Source organism: Flagellimonas myxillae (assembly GCF_023502235.1).
Taxonomy (GTDB): domain Bacteria; phylum Bacteroidota; class Bacteroidia; order Flavobacteriales; family Flavobacteriaceae; genus Flagellimonas; species Flagellimonas myxillae.
This window is the reverse complement of the sequence record NZ_JAMFLY010000001.1, coordinates 378,583-398,988: the sequence shown is the minus strand read 5'-3', so window position 1 is coordinate 398,988 and position 20,406 is coordinate 378,583. Positions and strand designations below refer to the sequence as shown.

Below are 20,406 nucleotides of genomic sequence, written 5' to 3'. Positions count from 1 at the left end.
TTTAGTTGCCCACAACCACTTTGGGGTGACGGATGATGCGTTCTCCAAGTTTAAAGCCCTTCTCAACCACATCGATTATTTTTCCTTTCAATTTTTTATTGGGTGCTGGAATCTGGGTAATTGCATCGTGCACTTCGGCATCAAACACATCACCCTCGCCAACTTCTATCTGCTCCAATCCCTTTGCCTTAAGGGTTTCTTTGAATTTATTGTTGATGAGCTCCACTCCTTTGAACATTTCCTTGTCCTCGGATTTTGACAATTCCTTCATGGCACGGTCAAAATCGTCCAAAACGGGTAATAGGGAAACCATGACCTCCTGACCGGCAGTCTTGAACAGATCCATGCGTTCTTTGGAAGTCCTTTTTTTGAAGTTCTCAAACTCTGCGAATAACCTTAGAAACTTGTCCTTTTCCTTGGCCAGTTCCTCGCGCAATTGGTCTTCCTCGGATAAATTCCCAGATTCAGCTTCGTTTGCTCCATCCTTATTTTCTTGGTTCAGTTCAGGATTTTCGGCTATTTGGGATTCATTCAATTCCCCCTCTATCTCCTCAACCTTACTCTTCTTGCTCATATACGCTTTGTTTTTTCCTTTTTTGAAGTGGCAAAAGTACTGCCATTTGTCCAAAAATGTCAAAATGTCACAAGAAAACACTAAAAAATCCGCCAAAGGCGGGAATCCTAATTAAGAAAGAAGATTACAAGGGTGTTTCCGAGAAAACTTTATGGGGTATCAGTGGATTTTACCTCCCTTTTTTCGTAGAGATTGATCAAGGCAGGTTCTAAATTGGAATAGGTGAAAACAAACCCTTTTTTCTCTATGCGTTTACTGCTGACCCGTTGGCTGGAAAACAATAAATACGACATCTCCCCCAGCAGTCCCTTCATTATAAATTTTGGGATATTAGGCAACCAAAGAGGTCTTTGTAGCACGTTGGCCAAGATTTTGGTCATTTTGGATTGGGTCACTGGATTTGGTGCCACTCCATTAAAGGTTCCCTTAAGGTTTTGGGTAACGATATAAACAAACATCTGGGCCAAATCGGTAATGTGTATCCACGATTGCCATTGTTCCCCACTACCAAAGGCGGCACCCGCATAATTTTTGATGGGTCTTGCCATTTTGGGGAGCGCACCTCCTTGATTGGACAGCACAATTCCTATTCTCACCAGGGAGACATTGAAACCAAAATCCTTAAAACCCTTTGCAGTATCCTCCCATTGCGCAACCACGTCACCTAAAAAACTCTTGTCCACACCTTCCTCATTTTCATTGTACAGCTTGGTTAACGAATGGGGGTAAATACCGATGGCGGAAGCGGACACAAAGGATTTGATGTGCGACACATTAACCTTTTCCAATGCTTTTTTAAGGGTCAACAAGCTGTTCACCCTACTTTCCAGTACCCTGGCTTTATGTGATTTTGTCCATCTGTTGGCTATACTGCTACCAGCTAGGTTGATGATGGCCGAAACCCCGTCCAGGCTTCGTACGTCCAATTCCCTTTTCGAGGGATCCCAATAAAAACCCTTGTAGTTGTCCGAAGTACTAATTTTCTTTTTGTTTCGGGTCAAATAATGGACTGTTGCACCTTCAGAATTCAAAACTTTGACAATCTCTTGCCCTACCAATCCTGTTGCTCCCGTAATCAGCACCTTCATACCTTTAATTTAGTGCAAAGTTAGTCGTTTTAACAGGTGGTTATTTCGGTATTAATGTAGGTTTAACAGAATTGTTTAACCCTAACGAATCCGTTGGATTCCGAATACATCAAGATTATTTTTTGGTGCCCCTGAGCATTTCCCTTTTTCCGGGAGGGCCGGGCAACCGTTCCACGATAAACCCAACTGCTTGCAAAGCCCTTCTCACGCTGCCTTTGGCGGCATAGGTAACCAAAATCCCTTCGGGCATTAATGCCTCAGACATTTTGGAAAAGATATCCTCTGTCCAAAGTTCGGGCTGTACTCGCGCCCCAAAAGCATCAAAGTAGATAAGGTTGAACATATTGGAGTCAACAATCTCCTTGAAATCCTTTTGTTGCTTTAGTAGTTGAAAATGTTCTGTTATGGCAATTTGTTCTTCCCAGGGAGAGGAATGCATCCTTTTAAAGGCAGGTTCAAAAATGTCGGCATCCAATTGAGCGCAATACCCCAAGGCCTCAACCTCTTCTGTAGAAACGGGATACGCCTCAACCCCCACATAGCTAATTTTTTGGTTGCGTGTTTGTGATTCCATTAGGGTAATCAGGGCATTCAATCCAGTGCCAAAGCCAATTTCAAGAATGTTCAGTTTGGGCGTGTCGAACATTCGCAATCCGTGCTCGATAAAAACGTGATAGGCTTCTTGAACGGCACCATGCTTGGAATGATACTGTTCGTTCCAATCCTCGATTTGGATGGTTTTGGAGCCATCTGCAGTCTTGATAATACGGCGCTTCAACTTTATCAGTGGATTAAAACTCCCTCAGCTTCAAAACGCAATTGGCGCATTGGCTTGGTTATTTTGGCAATTTCCTCAGGGGAATCGCCGCGATCTTTTGCATAATGCTTTTGGTCTTCGATCGATATTTCCTCCATAAAAACAACACCATTTAGGACAACATCATGGTTCGCTGAATCAGTGGGCACGAAAAAACCATAATCCTTAAACCTTACAAATACCACCACTTGATTGTCAAGGGTAACATTCATCCAGCAACCTTTTGCTTGGCAGACTTCCTTAATCCTCCCCTTCAATTGGGTTTGTACTACTTCATCAACACTTATGTCCTCTTGAATATTGGAAATTGAAGCTTTTGGCTGAATATCAAATTCTTTTCCATAGAAAATCCCCTTCTGAGATTCTTGGGCACTCAACGAAACCCAAAAAAACATTGCTAAAATTGTAGTGAATTTGTTAAAAAAACTCATAATCTATAAGTTTTGTACCCACCCTAACAAAGGATGATAATTAGAAAAAGGCATTGTACCAAAACTAACAATAAATGGCTAATTTTAGGGTCTAATTGGTAAAGTTATGGATACAATGGTAAACAACATTTTTGTGGAAAAAGCTATCACTTCCAAAATTAACGATGTTGATTTTGACAACCTTTCCTTTGGAAGTGTCTATACGGACCACATGCTAGTCTGCGACTATGTGGATGGGGCATGGCAAACACCAAAGGTGGTTCCATATCAGCCAATTAGTCTGGACCCATCTGCCAAAATTTTTCACTATGGCCAGTCCATTTTCGAAGGAATGAAGGCCTACAAGGACGAAAATGGAAAAGCTTGGTTGTTCAGACCTTTGGAGAACTTTAAACGATTCAACAAGTCGGCCAAGAGATTGGCGATTCCAGAATTGCCGGAATCCCATTTTATGGATGGCCTAACTACCCTATTGCAGGTAGAGAAGGACTGGATTCCGCAAAACCCCGGGAGCTCATTGTATATCAGGCCCTTTATCCTGGCTTCAGGAAACGGGTTCCACGCCTCCCCGGCGGATGAGTATAAATTCATAATTGCCTGCGCTCCTTCCGGTGCCTATTTTTCTGGAAAAGTAAGAGTACTTATTGAAGAGAATTACTCACGGGCGGCCAACGGAGGGGTTGGATATGCCAAGGCGGGCGGGAATTATGCCGGTCAGTTTTACCCTACCCAATTGGCCATAGAAAAGGGATATCACCAGGTGATCTGGACCGACGATAACACTCACGAGTATATCGAGGAAGCAGGCGCCATGAACATCTTCGTTCGTATTAACGATACTTTGATCACCGGCCCGACCAGCGACCGTATTTTGGATGGTATCACCCGAAAAAGTATCCTGCAAATTGCCGAAGATCAAGGCATATCAACCGAGGTTCGCAAAATTTCAGTATCCGAAGTGGTGGAGGCCGCCAACAACGGCAGTCTTAAGGAAATGTTTGGCGCGGGTACCGCAGCCGTGGTTTCCCCAATCGCGGCATTCGGACACAAGGGAACCGATTATGAACTTCCAGAATTGGAGGATAGCTATGCCGATAGGCTCAAGAAATATATCACGGATGTACAATACAACCGTTCCGATGACAAATTTGGCTGGAGATATCCAGTAAACTAAAAAGAAAAGCGCCTTTCGGCGCTTTTTTTAATTGTTTAGAATTTCTTCAATATTGGGTTTAAAATAGTTAGGACCCTTGAGCACCTTTCCATCTTCCCGATATATAGGTTTTCCATCTTCGCCCAATTTGCTCATATTGCTCCGTTGGATCTCGTTAAAAACCTCTTCTATCTTGTACTGCATTCCGTGTTCCAAAATGGTTCCGCACAGAATGTAGAGCATATCGCCCAAGGCATCGGCGACCTCGATTAAATCACCCTCGTTTGCTGCTTCCAAATATTCCTTGTTCTCCTCGTCCATTAGATTGAACCGCAACCGGTTCTTTTCCGCTCCAAGATTTGCCTGGGGTTTTTGTTTCACCCCAAGACCGAACGAATTATGGAACAATTCCACAGCTTTAATTTTACTTTGCATTGCTTCTTTTGATTTAGCTTTGCATAAAAATAGAAAATATGTTCAGCACCGGACAACTAATTTTTGCCGCCCTTTTTTTTATCGCATTTGTGATCGTGATTACGCTAACCTATAAAAAGGATAAGTCTTGGCACAAAAAGAATTACAAGGGTGTTCAATGGGTGTTGATCTCGTTTGTACTTTTCATAATTATCCTGTTTATGATCAAATATTTTCTCAAAAATTAACAATCTTATTGATTACACAACAAAAATGTGGATGTTTACAACTTTAATCAGACTATAGCATCATCGCTATAGGAAAAGACGTACTTTTGTATTGCATCTGATTTGCATAAACAAATGATCACATTTTTCAGCCTCTTATTTATTTTACTAGCCGTTAACGCCATACTTTTAGTATTTAGCGTAAATGGTTCCGGCGGAAGCTTTAGAAAACCCATTCAGAAAGTTTCGGATTCCACGATCAAAAAAATCCTCCCCCGCGATCAGTCCGAGAACGAATACAAGAAAGCTGTATAGTTTGTACCTTTAAGGTATGAAACAGGTACTTCTTGTTTTTTTGGGAGGGGGTCTAGGCAGCGCATTGCGATACCTGATTTCCAAGCCCCTGAACATTGTACTTCAAAATTTTTTCCTAGGCACCTTTTTAGTCAACATTGTTGGCTGTCTGCTTATTGGCATCATTCTAGGAATTTCTACCAAGAACAATGTGTTCTCAGGTAACACCACCATCTTTTTGGCCACTGGTTTTTGCGGTGGCTTCACTACTTTTTCTGCATTCGCCTTTGAAAAGCACAGTTTACTCAAAAACAGTGAGCTGCTCCACTTCTCCATCTATACCATCTCTAGTGTGGTGGTAGGCATACTTGCTGTTGCCCTAGGAATATGGTTGTCCAAACTGGGCGACTGATTTTCATACCTATATATATTTCCTTCTGATTTTTTCTACTAGGAATTAGCTGAAATCCCATGATTATCATGTGGATAATGGTTATTGCTGCCCAAAGCCGTGCCTTTTTTCAATACTGATTCCAAAAATTTTATATTTTTTTTATGACACCCCTAATTTTAAGGGGGTGTTTTTCTTTTTATCATAAAAATTATTGATTACACCCCTATTTTTTAGGAGGTGATATTTCTGTTGATATATATTTGACCCATCAATTAACTACTTAATTATGAAAAAAGTCGAGGCAATTATTAGAAAATCCAAGTTTGATGAGGTGAAAAAAGCACTTCATGAAATCGAGGTAAACTTCTTCAGTTACTGGGATGTAACCGGAGTGGGTAATGAAAAACAAGGGCATGTGTATCGAGGAATTTCCTATAGCACTTCGGACATTCAAAGAAGGTACTTGGTCATTGTAGTGTCGGATAGCTTTTTGGAGCGTACGGTAAACACACTACTCGAGTCCGCTTCCACAGGAAATGTCGGCGATGGTAAAATTTTCGTTTCCGATATGATCGAAGCCTACAGAATCAGAACCAAGGAAAGCGGCAGTGCCGGAATCAACTAACCACAACACTTAACTCACAATATTTAAAGATTATGGACGCAGGATTATTTACAGCTAACAACGTATGGATGATGATTTGTACCGCCCTGGTGTTTTTTATGCACTTGGGATTCTCCTTTCTGGAGATTGGACTCACTCGTCAAAAGAATACGGTAAACATATTATTTAAGAACGTATTTATTATATGTGTAGGTCTTCTATTGTACTACGCATTTGGATTTAATTTAATGTACCCTGGAGAATTTAATGGATTTGTTGCAGGAATTAATCCCGGTATCGCAGCACCTGAAGGGGGAATGACCCCGGATTACGCCGACGGCGGTTACACTTGGTGGACCGATTTCCTTTTCCAAGGTATGTTTGCTGCAACTGCGGCAACCATCGTTTCCGGTGCAGTTGCGGAGCGTGTTAAACTAGGTGGATTTATGATTTTCACCATCATTTACGTCGGCATCATTTATCCCATAGTCGGTTCTTGGCAATGGGGAGGTGGATTCCTTTCAACACTTTCTTTTGGTGAAGCAGAGGGCTTCTATGATTTCGCCGGATCTACATTGGTGCATTCCGTAGGAGGATGGGGAGCTTTGATCGCCATTTACCTTCTTGGTGCAAGAATCGGAAAGTTTGGAGAAGATGGAAAACCAAAGGCTATCCCAGGACACAATCTTCCATTGGCAGCAGCCGGTGTACTTATCCTATGGTTGGGTTGGTTTGGATTTAATGGAGGGTCTGTACTATCGGCCGATCCAGAATTGACTTCTCTGGTATTGGTAACCACATCTTTGGCAGCAGCCGCTGGTGGAGTGTCCGCATTCCTAACTTCTTTCTTGGCGTATAAAAACTACGACCTTACTATGTTCCTAAACGGAATACTTGGTGGATTGGTGGGCATCACGGCTGGCGCAGATCAAATGTCACCAAACGAAGCAGTGCTGATCGGTTTGATCGCAGGTATCGTGATTGTAGCCGGGGTCGCCTTGATAGATAGACTAAAATTGGATGATCCGGTAGGAGCAGTAGCGGTCCACTTGATTTGCGGTATTTGGGGTACCCTTGCCGTAGGTATTTTTGGAAAACTAGCAGGATTCGACCAGTTTTTAGTACAATTGGCCGGTGTAGGTTCGGTGGCATTATTCTGTCCCCTATCTGCCTTCATCATTCTCTTTGCGGTGAAGAAGTTTGCTGGCATAAGGGTAACCGAAAAAGAAGAGCTTCAAGGACTCGATATTCACGAACACGGTATGGACGCCTATGCCGATTTTAGAATGAACCAACATTAAAATAAAAGGAAACGGAGCGTTTGGCAGAACGCTCCGTTAAATAACCTTTTTCACTGTAACAATCTCAATTTAATACAAATAAATGCTTCTGTATTGAGGCACCTAATGTTTAAGATTATGAAAACGATTATCAGCACAAAATACATAAAAAAAATAGCTTTTATTGCCCTGGCAAGCATGCCAATTTTAGCCTTCGCACAAGAGGAAGAAGAAGCCAAATCCAAGTTCGAATTTACTGGCACGGTAGATGCTTATTTTAGAACGAACTTAACCGCCCCCAATGGGGAAGACGCCATAGCCCCAGGCTCTTCTTTTGCCAATTTAGACGGGTTTTCCCTAGGTATGGCAAACGTAATTGCCAGCTACGATGGCGATGATGTAGGATTTGTGGCCGATTTGGTTTTTGGCCCTAGGGGTACCGATGCCATTTTCGCTTCTCCCATGTACTCAGCCACAGGCGACATTGTAAACCAATTGTATGTGTATTGGAATGTAAGCGACAACGTCACCCTTACCTTCGGTAACTTCAACACCTTCTTGGGGTATGAAGTAATTTCGCCCGCGGCCAATTTCAACTACAGCACTTCCTATTTGTTCTCCTATGGGCCATTTAGCCACACAGGATTAAAGGCCGATTTCGACCTTGGCAACGAATGGAGCGCCATGTTGGCTGTTATGAATCCAACGGATCTAACAGAGCTTAACGGAACTGGGGATTACGCAGTAGGTGCACAATTGGGATATTCCGGTCAATTTTTGAACTTCTTGTATAGCCAAGGTGGTTTTGAGGTGGATTACACCGGCGGGTTCGATGTAACCGAAGATTTTTTCTTGGGAATCAACGCGGCCCACTTTAGCCAGGAAGACGATGGCGGTAGTTTTACCGGGGTAGCACTTTACCCACAATTGGCCACCTCCGATAACTTCACCATTGGACTAAGGGGTGAGTACTTTATGGAAGGTGACTTTTTTGGTGCCATAGGAGCAGCTGATGCTGATGGGGACGCAAGCGTACTTGCACTTACCCTAACCGGAAGCGCCACTATTGGTGACCTGATTCTAAAACCTGAACTACGATTGGATAGTGCTTCGGAAGATGCTTTTATTGATACAGACGCCGACCCAACATCCAGCTTGGCTTCATTTCTTGTTGCAGCGATCTATTCGTTCTAGCAAATTAAAAACCTGATTAATTGAAAGTTAAAAAGCCTTATTCCCCCGGGAGTAAGGCTTTTTTATTCCTTGATAAAGTCTTTCACTCCTGCCTTCACGCTAGTTCTCAAATAATTTTGCCTTGGCACCAGAGGGCAGGAGTACTTCTTATTGTAAACGCAATAGGGATTGTACGCTCGATTAAAATCAATCACGATGGAATCTCCCTTTGGAACGGTCAGGTCTATATAGCGTCCACCACCATAAGTTTCCCCACCATTGGTATCGTCCAAAAACGGCAAGAACAAATAATCCTCGTAAGCATCGGAGGTTTCATCTAAACTTTGATAAATTTCCAGTTGGTGTTGTATCCTGTTCAGTTGAAAATGGGCCACCCCATAAACCACTTCTTGTCGCTGTTCGTCCGTGGTGGTTTTCATAAGAAAAGGAAGAGCATTGGGAGTACGTTCCAATACAGCCGTGACCACATAGGTTGTATCTGCAGGATAAAAATCCAAAGTTTCAAAGTCCTTTCGAAATCTGTCCGGTAATGGGGAGGTCTCAGGGTCCTTGAAGGAAGCGTTCAAATCCTCCTGAAAATCGAGGATTCCTTGCATTAATCTTGATTGGGCATGAGATTCCTTAACCTCAGAATGGTATTTTTTATCGGATTTACATGCCATCATCAGACTGCACACAACGAGAACCAAATATTTCATCCTTTTAAATTTGATATAAAAGTAGCGGAAATCATTTTGATTGGTACCTTAGCATCTCGCACATCAAAATAAAGTACGATGCTTAAAAAAGTCCTCGCAATTTCCCTTTTGTTTACAATCGTTTCCTGTGGCGAAAGAAAACCAATGGAAGCCGAATCCAAAACCACACAAAGGGTAATGCCAACCCTGGAACCGAATCGGTACAATGTGGCCTTTTTAATCATGGATGGGGTGTACAACACAGAGTTCACCGCTCCGTTCGATATTTTTCAGCACACCCAATACCGCAAGGGCATTAAAGCCATGAACACCTTTACGGTGGCTAACACCTTGGACCCGATCACCTCTTTTGAGGGGGTTCGGATTCTGCCGGATTTTGACTACACCCAAGATTCCATTCCAAAAATTGATGTATTGGTGGTTCCCAGCGCAGAGCATCATTTGGACACAGACCTGAAGGACTCTATTATGTTGGATTTTGTGAAAAAAGCGGACAAGGATGCGCTTTTTGTAACCTCGCATTGCGATGGGGCCTTTGTGTTGGCGAAAACCGGTATCCTGGATAAGGTGGCCTCTACCACCTTTCCCAGCGACATACCCAAATATAAGGTCATGTTCCCCCATTTAGATATCAAGGACAGTGTACTCTTTGTGCATGATGGAAAATACATTACCTCAGCAGGAGGTGCTAAAAGTTTTGAAGCCGCCCTTTACCTATGCGAGTATTTATACGGGAAGGAAATTGCCGAATCCATCGCGGGCGGATTGGTCATCGATTGGAATTTGGAGGAGGTTCCGAAGTTTATTGCTCCTTGATATTATAGCGGGCGTCCTCTAAATATTTCGACACCAAGGCATTGAATTTTGGGTCAATACGAAGCAAAGTGGTATGTTCCAAACTGTACAGTTTATCCGTATCGGCAAACCCTTTTTTCAGCGCTTCCTCTAGATAAAACAAGGCCGTTCCATAATCCTCGTTCTTGGAACTCAACGAAATGACTTTTAAGTAAAAATTGAAATTTTGCGGCTCCAAGATGGTCTTCAACATATAAAGAAAGATCAAGGCGCCCTCATCAACCAATTCCTCGGAGGCTACAATATCAATATTATCTTCTGCCAAAGCATTGATGTAACCCAATAATCGGTACCCCATGTCGCTTTCATACTTGCTGGATCCCTCAATAAACTTGTTGATTTCCCCCATTTGGAAATTCCACCAGCCCAAATTGTTGAAATTATAGGTTAAGAGGTCCTCTTCCATATCGTAGAGGTAATCCTCCTTTAATAGGGACTCTTTCAAGAAGGAGGCATTTTCCAATCTCTTCATGTTTCTGAACATTTTGTTTCTTCTAATGGAACGTTGCAGCAATCGTAGTGAATCCAAGTTTTTATGGGCGCCATAAACTCCCATCATCTCGCTTAAGTGATGTTCCGCCAACAACAATTTCATACTATTCCTTAGTTGATTCGCTTGTGCCAAGTCTTCTTGGTATGCCATTTCAACATAGCTCGAATCCTTGGGAACCAATTTCCTTTTCATGGCATTGAGCGTGAGCAATTGCAAGGATTTCTTTAGATATGAGATATGGGGCCATTCCTTTTCCTCGGCATGGATAAGCACCTGATTTGGAAATCGTATCCGATCCAAGATTTTTTCAGAGGACAAAAGGCCCGGATAGTTGTAATTTCTCTTGTTGACTATCCCTATAAAATGAAAGGGACGCCTTATGTTCAGGAGTTCGGTATTGGTTATGTCGGACCCAATGGAAATTGCCCCGCTTACATCCTTTGAAAGTGTTGGCACCAAGTTGGCGAACCGCCCTCCAGACCCCTCACCCGCCGTATAAATCCTGGATTTATGAATGGGCAACAATTTCATTATTTTTTGGACCGCCCTTGTGGTTATCGCCATATTATTGGCCAAAGAGGCTGTATCCCGAACTTGAGGTGCGGCCAAAATGTAGCCCTCGTCCTCTGCCGCCATAACAAACATGGCAAGCGCCTGCGATTCCTTTCCATTCAAATCAAAAACGACAAGCAGGGGCCATTTTTTATCGGTTGAAAAATTGGAAGGTAAATAAAGTGAATAGGTTTCTGGAAGGGTGTCATTCACAGGAAGGGCGTTCAAAACCGCCCCCTTTCTCAGTACCATTTGCTGGGAAAAAACACTCGGCGCAACAAATAAGGCAAGAAAAAGTAAAACGAGATTTTTTTTCATATTCCTTTCACAACAAAAATCTAGCCAAAGAGGATACATTCTTAGGTCTACTAAAAATAATCGAAATTCTTTAGTAAACCTTACCGTTTTTTATGGGAGCATTTGAAATTACATCAGACAACACAATATGGGTACGGCACTCCCCGTACACAATGAGTTGGTCTATAAATTTTTCCAAATGGGATTGATCCTTTAGCACGACTTCCATTATAATATTTTCGTTCCCGGTAATCCGATAACAATTGACCACTTCCCGAAAGGTATCCACCTTGCCCAAAAAGGGTTTCAACTTTCCTACAAACGCCCGAAGCATAATAATGGCCTTTAGTTGATGACCTGCCAGAGCATAGGAAACCTTGGTATTATAACCCTGGATTATTCCAACGTCCTCCATTTTCTTCACCCGCTCTGCCACTGCAGGGGGTGTAAGCCCTATTTTACGTCCGATATTGGCAAAAGTCTCCCTAGAATTTTCCTGTAAACAGGTAAGGATTTGCCAGTTGAGTTCATCTATCTTCATTTTTTAAGTAAAATCACATTATAATTAACATTCCAAAGAGAATTTGAATTATTGCTTTTGATTTCAAAGTTAAGTTATCCTTTTGATATGTAATTTTATAATGAAAAATTGCTATTGAAAAAATGGAGAGACAATCATTAAATTCACTTGGTGTTTACCAAAGATCCCTGGCCCTACGCGATTTAAGCGAAGCGGTTGCCCACTATTTCTCCCGGAACAAAGATTTGTTTTCTTTACCCAAAATTGGAAGTTTTAGGGACGATATCAGTCAGTCCTTAATGACAGATGCCGTCCAAATAACCAAGGAAGTGGAACAAGCTGCCCTGAGCAATTCGTATTCGGTTAAGATGCGAAGCCTTACTTTCATCAATATAATGACGCGAAACATTTTGGCATATTGCAACGGCCTGGAGCGGGATGGAGTTAAGGAAAAAGAGTATTTGAACCTATTACGAGGGGAAATCAAGACGTTTAGATCGTCCTTTAAAAAGTGGCGCAAGTCATTCCATCCTGGGAACGGGAACGACCCATCCTCCTAACCGGACATTTACATATTGCGTCGATATTGCCCGCCCACTTGGAATAGGGCCTGGGTTATTTGTCCCAAGGAGCAAATTTTGCCCACTTCCATCAACTTTTCAAATATATTTCCGTTTTGTACTGCAGTTTGCTGTAGTTCTCCCAGCATGGTAGCGGCCTTGTCTTTATGCCCTGAATGCAGGTTCTCCAACGTCTTTATTTGATCATGTTTTTCCGACTCGGTTGCCCGGATAACTTCGTCGGGTAACACGGTAGGGGATCCCTTGGAGCTCAAAAACGTATTCACCCCAATAATCGGATATTCCCCAGTATGCTTCAAGGTTTCGTAGTGCAGACTCTCTTCCTGGATTTTGGAACGTTGGTACATGGTCTCCATGGCACCCAAAACCCCACCACGTTCGGTAATACGGTCAAACTCAACCAGTACGGCCTCCTCTACCAAATCGGTAAGCTCCTCTATGATAAAGGAACCTTGCATTGGATTTTCATTCTTGGCCAAGCCTAGTTCCTTGTTTATGATCAGTTGTATGGCCATGGCCCTGCGCACAGATTCTTCGGTGGGAGTGGTAATGGCTTCGTCATAAGCATTGGTATGCAGGGAATTGCAATTGTCGTAAATGGCATACAGCGCTTGCAAAGTGGTACGGATATCATTAAAATCTATCTCCTGGGCATGCAGACTTCTACCCGAGGTTTGGATGTGGTATTTTAGCATTTGCGCTCTTGGGTTGGCCCCATATTTCTTTTTCATGGCCTTGGACCAAATCCGTCTGGCCACTCTTCCTATCACCGCATATTCTGGATCCACCCCATTGGAAAAGAAGAAGGAAAGGTTGGGACCAAACTGGTCAATGTCCATTCCCCTACTCAAATAGTACTCCACATAGGTAAAGCCATTGGCCAAGGTAAAGGCCAACTGGGTGATAGGGTTCGCACCCGCTTCCGCAATATGATATCCCGAAATGGAAACGGAATAAAAATTACGGACCTCGTTCGAAATAAAGTACTCTTGCACATCCCCCATGAGGCGTAGGGCAAACTCTGTTGAAAATATACAGGTATTTTGTGCCTGGTCCTCCTTTAATATATCTGCTTGAACCGTTCCCCTAACCTGTCCCAAGGTTTCTTTTTTGATTTTGTCATATACTGCTTTGGGCAAGACTTGGTCCCCGGTAACTCCCAGCAGCATAAGTCCCAATCCATCGTTTCCTTCCGGGAGTTCCCCTGCATATCTCGGACGCTCCATTTTCCTTCCGGCGAATATCTTGGACAAAGTCTTTTCCACTTCTTTTTCCAGACTCTTTTCCTTGATGTACTTCTCACAATTCTGGTCAATGGCGGCGTTCATAAAAAATGCCAAAAGCATGGGAGCCGGGCCATTAATGGTCATACTGACCGAGGTCATTGAATCGCTCAAATCAAATCCGGAGTACAATTTCTTGGCATCGTCCAAACAGCAAATGGAAACTCCTGCATTTCCAATTTTTCCATAAATATCTGGTCTATGGTCAGGATCATTGCCGTAAAGGGTCACCGAATCAAAAGCTGTGGAAAGACGCTTTGCTGGCATGTTCAAACTCACATAATGAAACCTTCTATTGGTACGCTCAGGTCCGCCTTCCCCTGCAAACATTCGGGTAGGGTCTTCTCCTTCCCTTTTAAAAGGATACAGGCCAGAGGTATATGGAAACTCACCAGGAACGTTCTCCTGCAAATTCCATTGGAGGACATCTCCCCAGGCCTCATATTTGGGCAACGCAACCTTCGGAATCTGACTTTGGGACAATGAAGCGGTATGTGTCTGGATATAAACTTCTTTGTTTCTTACCTTAAAGGAATAGGTTTCGGACTTGTACCGATTCACTTTCTCCTCCCAGTTGACCACAATTTCCCAATTGTGGGGGTCCAAGTTCATTTTTACCTTATCAAATTCCTTTAACAAGAGCCTTGCAAATTCCTGGTCGCTTTCCTGTTCAAGGTGTTCCAACACCTTATTTTCATTCAATCCGGATTTGGACAAGAGATGGGAATGGGACACTTTATTATCAAGAATGGAGGTCAAGGTCAGAAATATACCGTAAAGTTGTTGGGCAATTTTTTTCTGTGTCAAAACCTTATCATCATAAGCTCTATTGTTCTCCGCGATTTCCGACAAATACCTTGTTCTAGCGGGCGGAATCACATAGATTTTCTCCGACATTCCACCACCTACTTCAAAGGAAGACTGCAAATCCGCATCCGTTTTTTGCACCAAAGTTGCCATTACGGCTTTATACAACTGGTTCATCCCGGAATCGTTGAATTGGGAGGCAATGGTTCCAAAAATCGGCAATTCATCTTCTGTTTGGTCCCATAAACCATGGTTCCGCATGTATTGCTTTTTCACATCCCTTAAGGCATCCAACGCCCCTCTTTTGTCGAATTTGTTGATAGCAACGATATCGGCAAAATCCAGCATGTCAATTTTTTCCAATTGGGTTGCTGCACCAAATTCAGGAGTCATAACGTAAAGGGAAACATCGCTGTGTTCCAGGATTTCAGTATCGGACTGGCCTATCCCGGAGGTTTCCAAAATTATCAGATTAAACTGGGCCGCTTTAAGTACTTGTACCGCCTCTGCCACATGTTTGGACAGGGCAAGATTGGATTGCCTTGTGGCCAAAGAGCGCATATACACCCTTTTATTGTTAATGGCGTTCATACGAATCCTGTCACCCAGCAGCGCGCCACCCGTTTTCCGTTTTGAGGGATCTACAGAGATTATCCCGATGTGTTTATCCTCGAAGTCGGTCAAAAATCGTCTGACCAGCTCATCTACCAAACTCGATTTTCCGGCTCCCCCAGTACCCGTAATTCCTAAAACGGGAGGATTCTTTGAGGCCTTTTCCAGTTGCGATCGATAAGTCTCAAAATCTATCGGGCGGTTCTCCGCCAAAGAAATTAGCCTTGCCAAGGTGTTCACCTGTTTATCCTTTAGCAGCTCCGCTAGGGTTTTCTTTTTAGGTAATTCCAGGTTGGGTACGGGAACGTCACACCTGCTGACCAAGTCGTTGATCATTCCCTGCAAGCCCATTTCCCTGCCATCGTCCGGGGAATAAATACGCTCTATACCGTACTCCATGAGTGCCTTTATCTCTGTGGGAAGAATTACTCCACCTCCCCCACCAAATATTTTGATATGTCCCGCGCCATGTTCCTGCAAGAGGTCGTACATATATCGAAAATACTCGTTATGCCCTCCTTGATAGGATGTCATGGCAATGGCATTTACATCTTCCTGTATGGCACATTCCACAACTTCGGCCACACTTCTATCATGCCCCAGATGGATCACCTCAACACCTGTAGATTGGATTATTCGCCGCATAATGTTGATGGCGGCATCGTGTCCATCGAAAAGGGAAGCGGCCGTAACTATCCTTACTTTGTTTTTGGGCTGATAAGGCTTTGATTGTTTCATTGGCAATAAAGGCTCTGTATTTGCCCTGCAATTTACGGAAAATGCAGGCTAAAATCGATTTTACTTAGAATATTACAAAAATTCACCAAAAGGAGGCTTGCTTTTTTTGAATATCATAATTTTACCCGGTTAAAATAATGGCATGAAGCTAACCATACTCATTCACTGTGCGGATCAACCGGGAATTATTAGTTCGGTGACACGGTTTATCCATAAACAAAAGGGAAACATCATTTATCTGGACCAACATGTGGACAAAGAAGCCGGTGTATTCTTTATGCGTTTGGAGAGCGAATTTGAACTTGCCCCTGAATTATCTCATTTCAAGGATGGATTTGACCGGGAACTGGCACAAAAGTATCAGATGAAGTGGGGTATTTATGAAGATGGCATTAAACCCAAAATGGCCATTTTTGTATCCAAGTACAACCACTGTCTTTATGACCTGTTGAGCAGATATAACTCTGGAGAGCTTCAAGTAGACATTCCATTCATTTTGAGCAACCACCCGGACCTATCTTACATCGCGGAGCAATTTGGTATTCCTTATTATCATGTTCCGTTTACCAGGGATATTCGCGAATCTGCAGAGGAACAGCAGCTCAAATTATTACAAAAACATGAAGTGGATTTTATCGTGCTAGCTCGATATATGCAAATTGTCTCGCCCAAGGTAATTGATGTGTTTCCGCATAAAATCATCAATATCCATCATTCTTTTCTACCGGCATTTGCAGGTGCGAAACCTTATCATGCCGCTTTTGAACGTGGTGTTAAAATTATTGGTGCCACCAGTCACTATGTTACCGAAGAACTGGATGCAGGCCCCATTATTGAACAGGATGTAACCACGGTTTCCCATTCGCACTCCATCAAGGATTTTATCGCCAAAGGAAGGGATTTGGAAAAAATTGTGTTGTCCCGCGCTGTCCATTTTCATGTGGCGCGTAAAACAATTGTCTACAACAACAAGACTGTGATCTTTTCATAAAATTGTTTCTTTCAAGTTGATTTATTGGAGTTATGCAGTAACTTGACTTCAACTATAAAACATTGAAACATGAAACGATTCATATTGTGTGTATTGCTATTTCAATTGGCAAGTTGTACTGAATTGCAACAGGTTGTTAACCAATTACCTCAGGGAACCACCATCGGAAATGCCGAAATTGCACAGGCTTTAAGGGACGCCCTAAAACTGGGGATTGAAAAACAGGTCAATAAATTGGCTTTAAAAGATGGGTTCTTCAAAAATGAGCTGGTGAAAATTCTCTTGCCCGATGAATTAAAAAAGGTTGATAAAACCCTACGTGATGTTGGACTTGGCAATCTGGCCGATGAAGGACTACGAATTTTGAACAGGGCGGCCGAGGATGCTGTTGATCAAGCCATTCCCATATTCGTGGATGCTGTTAAGGGCATTAGTTTTGCCGATGCCCGACAAATTTTATTGGGTTCGGACAACGCTGCCACGTCCTACTTGCAACGCACCACCGAAACCAAATTGTACAATAAATTCAATCCGGTCATTGAACAGTCTTTCAATAAAGTTGGGGCTGATGTGATCTGGAGAAACATCATTACCAAGTACAATAATTTGCCACTTACCACTGATGTAAATCCGGATCTAACTGACTATACTACCCAAGAAGCTCTAGGTGGGGTGTACACCATGATCGCTGTGGAAGAGAAGAAAATTCGTACTAATATTTCGTCCAGGACCACTGAATTGTTAAAAAAGGTGTTTGCTTTACAAGATTAATGCTAAAATTTTCATAATAATGCAATATGTAGGACAAATAATCGTTACTATGATAACACAAGCAGAACAATTTTAACAAAATCCTAAAGTTAATTTAACTTCGTTTAAATTGTTAAAAAAGAGTTTTGTGACAAGTTATCTGAGTTAGCATTTTTTTGAGTTAGTTAGTTTAAACCGGTGCGTGCACCGGTTTTTTCATTTTTTATTCTCCCTCAAAACCCAAAAAAATTCAGGCTAAAAGCATATTTAAATCAAATTACAAAAGGTAAACTATTATCGGGATTTACGGTTTTTAGTTTTTTTTTAACAAATCCAGTGTGTTAAATTGGTAATTTCAAGAAGGCTAATTCACTAATCAACACATGGGACGGTTGGGCTTCTTCGTAATTCTGGTTGTGATGTCATGCAACTTGTGTTTGGCAATGAGCACCTCTGGCACCGCAAGTTTTGCACGGATTCCACCGGCACCCACCCTTCAAGACTCTCTGGAATGGGCCGATTACTATTACAACATCCATAGGTACAAAAAGGCCCTGTCAATTTACAGAAAGAATGTCGATGCCTCCCTGGAAGAACAAACACATGTGTTAAAACGGATTGCACTTAGTGAGGCCGCGTTAGGGCATCCTAAACAATCCATTAGCACGTTGAACGATTATCTCCAAGTGGAGTTCAATCCCAATTTTCTTTTAAATGAGGGATTTGATCCCATTCGCAAAACGGAGGAGTTCAAGGATATTTCCGAAATGGTGATTCCCAAAATCACCTCATGGTCACTTCTATATCTTTTTGTTGCCCTAATTGGATTTTATGTAGTTATTTTAATTTGTTTGAACCGGCGAATACATCGATCTCCCCGATTCCTGATAGCTACTTTCATTTTTTTGCATTCGTTTTTTATCCTGCACATTGCCATCAATAGTTCCAATTATTACTTTCAATATCCCCACACCTATCTGATGACCACCTGGGCTTCATTTTTATATGGCCCACTACTCTATTTCTACTTTAAGTCCACTATCCAAAAATACAGGTTCAAGTCTCGAGACTTGATTCACCTTATTCCAACGGCGATACTTGTAGGGTATTTGAGCTACAAAGTGTATTCTTTCCCATGCGAGACCAAGATTCAATGGATGCTTTCCCGGGTACAACATGGCCTAAACCCACAGGATTCCAACAAGCTGATATTATTGGTGGTTCTCAAAATAATCTCACTCACCGTATATGGTTATTTTATAGGTAAGGTGTACGGAAGGGGAAAGCGGGAAAAATTGGTTCAAGCTAAAAATCAGATATGGCAAAAGAACGTGTACCACATCCATATCCTTTATGTGATTACCTATACGGCCTATGGTATTTTGATCACTAATGAGTATTCATCCGGTTTCCTTTTTGATATTTCGGTTGCTTCGATGGCTCTTATGGTGCTATATGTTGGATATTCTGCCAATATTCAACCGGATGTGTTCAGTGGTGCCTACGATTACACCAATCGCCTGTTTCCCAAGTATGAAAAATCTGGTCTTACCCCAAGCCTCTCCCTTGAATTGAAGGAAAGTCTGTTGTACCTCTTTACACACGAAAAAATCTACAAGGAAAACAATATAAATTTAGATATGGTGGCTCAAAAACTAAATACCACCAGGCATAACACTTCCCAGGTCATCAATGAACATTTCAATGTGAGCTTTCATGAGTTTGTCAATACCTACCGGATAAAAGAGGCCAAACAACTGTTGCTGGAAGACAAATCCAGAAGATTGAATATCATCAATGTAGCCTACGAAGTTGGCTATAATAACAAGGTCACCTTCAACAAGGCATTTAAAAAGGACACACAACTTACTCCCTCGCAATACCAAAAAAGTATTCTTCGGTATTGACCTTTATAGTAATCCTAAGTCGGGGAAGGTAAAAGTTTATCAGGATTAGCCCAAAGAGCACCCCTACGCCCCTATTTTAGGAATATAAACAGTCCTAGCAAGCTTCCCGAAGTATACAAGTCTCATTAGGTACACATTTGAATTAGTCATCAAATTACGCTTTGGACTGTTTATTCTTTTTTATAGAGTCCGTCAAAAGCAGTGTTGATCACCTTATCCCCTTCAAGAATTTCCCAGAGTTGTCTAACGGTTCCATCCTCGTTCGCGGTCCATGTAATTCGGTTGACAAGTTTTTTCCCATCCTTATCGAAGGGGTCGGAAGCAAGAATCATCTTATTGCCCGTTCTATTGCCCTTAAGTTTCAAATATGCACCACTATTGTCTATCCAGAGTTGTTCCCATCGTTCTGCTGTGGCATTATAAAAATTAAGGCTTGTTCCAGTGTAGCCAGAGCTGGCGCTGACCCAATTTTCCCGGATAACGCAACCACCTTCCTCTTGACGTATCTTGCTTGTACCTGCCGGGGCACCATTGGTGGCATTGGACACCGTCCAATCCCCAATCCAAAAGTCAAAGGCTTTGTGGTTTTCCGTGCAGCAATTACAAGGGGTGGAATTTTGACCAAATAGGGGAGCTATCGCAAAGAGGCCAACGATCAAAATTAGTTTTTGTACTGACATATTGAAGAGTTTTGGTTTGTTCGTGCTGTTCTCAAAATACGTTAAAATTTACCCAAAAGGGTATACAAACAGCGGGTTTCGGTTTACCTCTATGTTAATTTTTAGATAAAGTACCTGATTTATAGGTGTATACACGCCCATCGGGTAATCCAAGCCCCTATTTTGAACGTAT

The 20,406-nt window shown here is 42.4% G+C and carries 20 protein-coding genes; 10 read left to right on the top strand and 10 right to left on the bottom strand.

What is annotated here, in order from left to right:
* Window position 1 precedes the first annotated feature (1 nt).
* From M3P07_RS01890 to M3P07_RS01875, 4 genes are all read right to left on the bottom strand, one after another.
* A complete protein-coding gene (locus M3P07_RS01890) occupies window positions 2-574 on the bottom strand; it encodes a nucleotide exchange factor GrpE (protein ID WP_249968199.1) in 573 nt (190 codons plus the stop codon).
* 149 nt (window positions 575-723) lie between these two features.
* Window positions 724-1,662 (bottom strand): TIGR01777 family oxidoreductase, encoded by a 939-nt coding sequence (locus tag M3P07_RS01885; RefSeq protein WP_249968198.1) that lies wholly within the window; start codon window positions 1,660-1,662, stop codon window positions 724-726.
* Between the two features lie 115 nt (window positions 1,663-1,777).
* Window positions 1,778-2,440, bottom strand: a complete 663-nt coding sequence (gene mnmC2 / locus M3P07_RS01880) for a tRNA (5-methylaminomethyl-2-thiouridine)(34)-methyltransferase MnmC2 (RefSeq protein ID WP_249968197.1) — start codon at window positions 2,438-2,440, stop codon at window positions 1,778-1,780.
* 5 nt (window positions 2,441-2,445) lie between these two features.
* Window positions 2,446-2,910: a DUF4920 domain-containing protein gene (locus M3P07_RS01875; RefSeq protein WP_249968196.1), complete on the bottom strand. Its 465-nt coding sequence runs from the start codon at window positions 2,908-2,910 to the stop codon at window positions 2,446-2,448.
* Window positions 2,911-3,016: 106 nt separating this feature from the next.
* Between M3P07_RS01875 and M3P07_RS01870 the strand changes: the two genes are divergently transcribed.
* The gene (locus tag M3P07_RS01870) at window positions 3,017-4,084 is read left to right on the top strand and encodes a branched-chain amino acid aminotransferase (RefSeq protein ID WP_249968195.1); all 1,068 of its coding nucleotides are present in this window, start codon (window positions 3,017-3,019) and stop codon (window positions 4,082-4,084) included.
* 27 nt (window positions 4,085-4,111) lie between these two features.
* On the opposite strand, the gene M3P07_RS01865 is transcribed toward M3P07_RS01870, so the two are convergent.
* On the bottom strand, window positions 4,112-4,498 hold the full coding sequence (locus tag M3P07_RS01865; RefSeq protein ID WP_249968194.1) for a nucleoside triphosphate pyrophosphohydrolase family protein: 387 nt from the start codon (window positions 4,496-4,498) through the stop codon (window positions 4,112-4,114).
* A gap of 537 nt (window positions 4,499-5,035) precedes the next feature.
* On the opposite strand from M3P07_RS01865, the gene crcB reads away from it, so the two are divergent.
* The 4 genes from crcB to M3P07_RS01840 all read left to right on the top strand — a co-directional run bounded on the left by crcB (window position 5,036) and on the right by M3P07_RS01840 (window position 8,470).
* Complete coding sequence (gene crcB, locus M3P07_RS01855; protein ID WP_249968192.1) at window positions 5,036-5,410, top strand: fluoride efflux transporter CrcB; 375 nt, start codon at window positions 5,036-5,038, stop codon at window positions 5,408-5,410.
* 268 nt (window positions 5,411-5,678) lie between these two features.
* Window positions 5,679-6,017, top strand: coding sequence for a P-II family nitrogen regulator (locus M3P07_RS01850; RefSeq protein ID WP_249968191.1), 339 nt, complete (start codon window positions 5,679-5,681; stop codon window positions 6,015-6,017).
* Between the two features lie 32 nt (window positions 6,018-6,049).
* Complete coding sequence (locus tag M3P07_RS01845; protein WP_249968190.1) at window positions 6,050-7,297, top strand: ammonium transporter; 1,248 nt, start codon at window positions 6,050-6,052, stop codon at window positions 7,295-7,297.
* 117 nt (window positions 7,298-7,414) lie between these two features.
* Window positions 7,415-8,470 (top strand): outer membrane beta-barrel protein, encoded by a 1,056-nt coding sequence (locus M3P07_RS01840; protein ID WP_249968189.1) that lies wholly within the window; start codon window positions 7,415-7,417, stop codon window positions 8,468-8,470.
* 62 nt (window positions 8,471-8,532) lie between these two features.
* Here M3P07_RS01840 and M3P07_RS01835 read toward each other — a convergent pair whose 3' ends face one another.
* A complete protein-coding gene (locus M3P07_RS01835; protein ID WP_249968188.1) occupies window positions 8,533-9,168 on the bottom strand; it encodes a DUF1684 domain-containing protein in 636 nt (211 codons plus the stop codon).
* Between the two features lie 144 nt (window positions 9,169-9,312).
* Here M3P07_RS01835 and M3P07_RS01830 point away from each other — a divergent pair, with 144 nt between their 5' ends.
* Window positions 9,313-9,984 (top strand): DJ-1/PfpI family protein, encoded by a 672-nt coding sequence (locus M3P07_RS01830; protein ID WP_417952482.1) that lies wholly within the window; start codon window positions 9,313-9,315, stop codon window positions 9,982-9,984.
* On the opposite strand, the gene M3P07_RS01825 is transcribed toward M3P07_RS01830, so the two are convergent.
* A complete protein-coding gene (locus M3P07_RS01825; RefSeq protein WP_249968186.1) occupies window positions 9,971-11,320 on the bottom strand; it encodes an alpha/beta hydrolase in 1,350 nt (449 codons plus the stop codon). The two genes, M3P07_RS01830 and M3P07_RS01825, sit on opposite strands and share 14 nt — an antisense overlap.
* 136 nt (window positions 11,321-11,456) lie before the next feature.
* Window positions 11,457-11,906 carry an Lrp/AsnC family transcriptional regulator gene (locus M3P07_RS01820; protein WP_249968185.1) on the bottom strand — a complete coding sequence of 150 codons (450 nt, stop codon included), beginning with the start codon at window positions 11,904-11,906 and terminating at the stop codon, window positions 11,457-11,459.
* Window positions 11,907-12,028: 122 nt separating this feature from the next.
* On the opposite strand from M3P07_RS01820, the gene M3P07_RS01815 reads away from it, so the two are divergent.
* Window positions 12,029-12,445 carry a TIGR03643 family protein gene (locus M3P07_RS01815; protein ID WP_249968184.1) on the top strand — a complete coding sequence of 139 codons (417 nt, stop codon included), beginning with the start codon at window positions 12,029-12,031 and terminating at the stop codon, window positions 12,443-12,445.
* Between the two features lie 8 nt (window positions 12,446-12,453).
* On the opposite strand, the gene M3P07_RS01810 is transcribed toward M3P07_RS01815, so the two are convergent.
* Window positions 12,454-15,906 carry a methylmalonyl-CoA mutase family protein gene (locus tag M3P07_RS01810; protein ID WP_249968183.1) on the bottom strand — a complete coding sequence of 1,151 codons (3,453 nt, stop codon included), beginning with the start codon at window positions 15,904-15,906 and terminating at the stop codon, window positions 12,454-12,456.
* Window positions 15,907-16,048: 142 nt separating this feature from the next.
* Between M3P07_RS01810 and purU the strand changes: the two genes are divergently transcribed.
* From purU to M3P07_RS01795, 3 genes are all read left to right on the top strand, one after another.
* Complete coding sequence (purU, locus tag M3P07_RS01805) at window positions 16,049-16,897, top strand: formyltetrahydrofolate deformylase (protein WP_249968182.1); 849 nt, start codon at window positions 16,049-16,051, stop codon at window positions 16,895-16,897.
* A 69-nt stretch (window positions 16,898-16,966) separates the two neighbouring features.
* Window positions 16,967-17,668, top strand: a complete 702-nt coding sequence (locus M3P07_RS01800; protein WP_249968181.1) for a DUF4197 domain-containing protein — start codon at window positions 16,967-16,969, stop codon at window positions 17,666-17,668.
* 362 nt (window positions 17,669-18,030) lie between these two features.
* Window positions 18,031-19,554: a helix-turn-helix domain-containing protein gene (locus M3P07_RS01795; RefSeq protein WP_249968180.1), complete on the top strand. Its 1,524-nt coding sequence runs from the start codon at window positions 18,031-18,033 to the stop codon at window positions 19,552-19,554.
* A 170-nt stretch (window positions 19,555-19,724) separates the two neighbouring features.
* On the opposite strand, the gene M3P07_RS01790 is transcribed toward M3P07_RS01795, so the two are convergent.
* Window positions 19,725-20,234 (bottom strand): hypothetical protein, encoded by a 510-nt coding sequence (locus M3P07_RS01790; RefSeq protein WP_249968179.1) that lies wholly within the window; start codon window positions 20,232-20,234, stop codon window positions 19,725-19,727.
* Window positions 20,235-20,406: the final 172 nt, after the last annotated feature.

What these genes read in the sequence shown, in the direction of transcription:
- M3P07_RS01890 (WP_249968199.1), bottom strand. Translation starts at nt 574, where the DNA reads ATGAGCAAGAAGAGTAAGGTTGAGGAGATAGAGGGGGAATTGAATGAA.
- M3P07_RS01885 (WP_249968198.1), bottom strand. Translation starts at nt 1,662, where the DNA reads ATGAAGGTGCTGATTACGGGAGCAACAGGATTGGTAGGGCAAGAGATT.
- M3P07_RS01875 (WP_249968196.1), bottom strand. Translation starts at nt 2,910, where the DNA reads ATGAGTTTTTTTAACAAATTCACTACAATTTTAGCAATGTTTTTTTGG.
- M3P07_RS01870 (WP_249968195.1), top strand. Translation starts at nt 3,017, where the DNA reads ATGGATACAATGGTAAACAACATTTTTGTGGAAAAAGCTATCACTTCC.
- M3P07_RS01865 (WP_249968194.1), bottom strand. Translation starts at nt 4,498, where the DNA reads ATGCAAAGTAAAATTAAAGCTGTGGAATTGTTCCATAATTCGTTCGGT.
- crcB (WP_249968192.1), top strand. Translation starts at nt 5,036, where the DNA reads ATGAAACAGGTACTTCTTGTTTTTTTGGGAGGGGGTCTAGGCAGCGCA.
- M3P07_RS01850 (WP_249968191.1), top strand. Translation starts at nt 5,679, where the DNA reads ATGAAAAAAGTCGAGGCAATTATTAGAAAATCCAAGTTTGATGAGGTG.
- M3P07_RS01845 (WP_249968190.1), top strand. Translation starts at nt 6,050, where the DNA reads ATGGACGCAGGATTATTTACAGCTAACAACGTATGGATGATGATTTGT.
- M3P07_RS01840 (WP_249968189.1), top strand. Translation starts at nt 7,415, where the DNA reads ATGAAAACGATTATCAGCACAAAATACATAAAAAAAATAGCTTTTATT.
- M3P07_RS01835 (WP_249968188.1), bottom strand. Translation starts at nt 9,168, where the DNA reads ATGAAATATTTGGTTCTCGTTGTGTGCAGTCTGATGATGGCATGTAAA.
- M3P07_RS01830 (WP_417952482.1), top strand. Translation starts at nt 9,313, where the DNA reads ATGGAAGCCGAATCCAAAACCACACAAAGGGTAATGCCAACCCTGGAA.
- M3P07_RS01825 (WP_249968186.1), bottom strand. Translation starts at nt 11,320, where the DNA reads ATGGTACTGAGAAAGGGGGCGGTTTTGAACGCCCTTCCTGTGAATGAC.
- M3P07_RS01820 (WP_249968185.1), bottom strand. Translation starts at nt 11,906, where the DNA reads ATGAAGATAGATGAACTCAACTGGCAAATCCTTACCTGTTTACAGGAA.
- M3P07_RS01815 (WP_249968184.1), top strand. Translation starts at nt 12,029, where the DNA reads ATGGAGAGACAATCATTAAATTCACTTGGTGTTTACCAAAGATCCCTG.
- M3P07_RS01810 (WP_249968183.1), bottom strand. Translation starts at nt 15,906, where the DNA reads ATGAAACAATCAAAGCCTTATCAGCCCAAAAACAAAGTAAGGATAGTT.
- purU (WP_249968182.1), top strand. Translation starts at nt 16,049, where the DNA reads ATGAAGCTAACCATACTCATTCACTGTGCGGATCAACCGGGAATTATT.
- M3P07_RS01800 (WP_249968181.1), top strand. Translation starts at nt 16,967, where the DNA reads ATGAAACGATTCATATTGTGTGTATTGCTATTTCAATTGGCAAGTTGT.
- M3P07_RS01795 (WP_249968180.1), top strand. Translation starts at nt 18,031, where the DNA reads ATGGGACGGTTGGGCTTCTTCGTAATTCTGGTTGTGATGTCATGCAAC.
- M3P07_RS01790 (WP_249968179.1), bottom strand. Translation starts at nt 20,234, where the DNA reads ATGTCAGTACAAAAACTAATTTTGATCGTTGGCCTCTTTGCGATAGCT.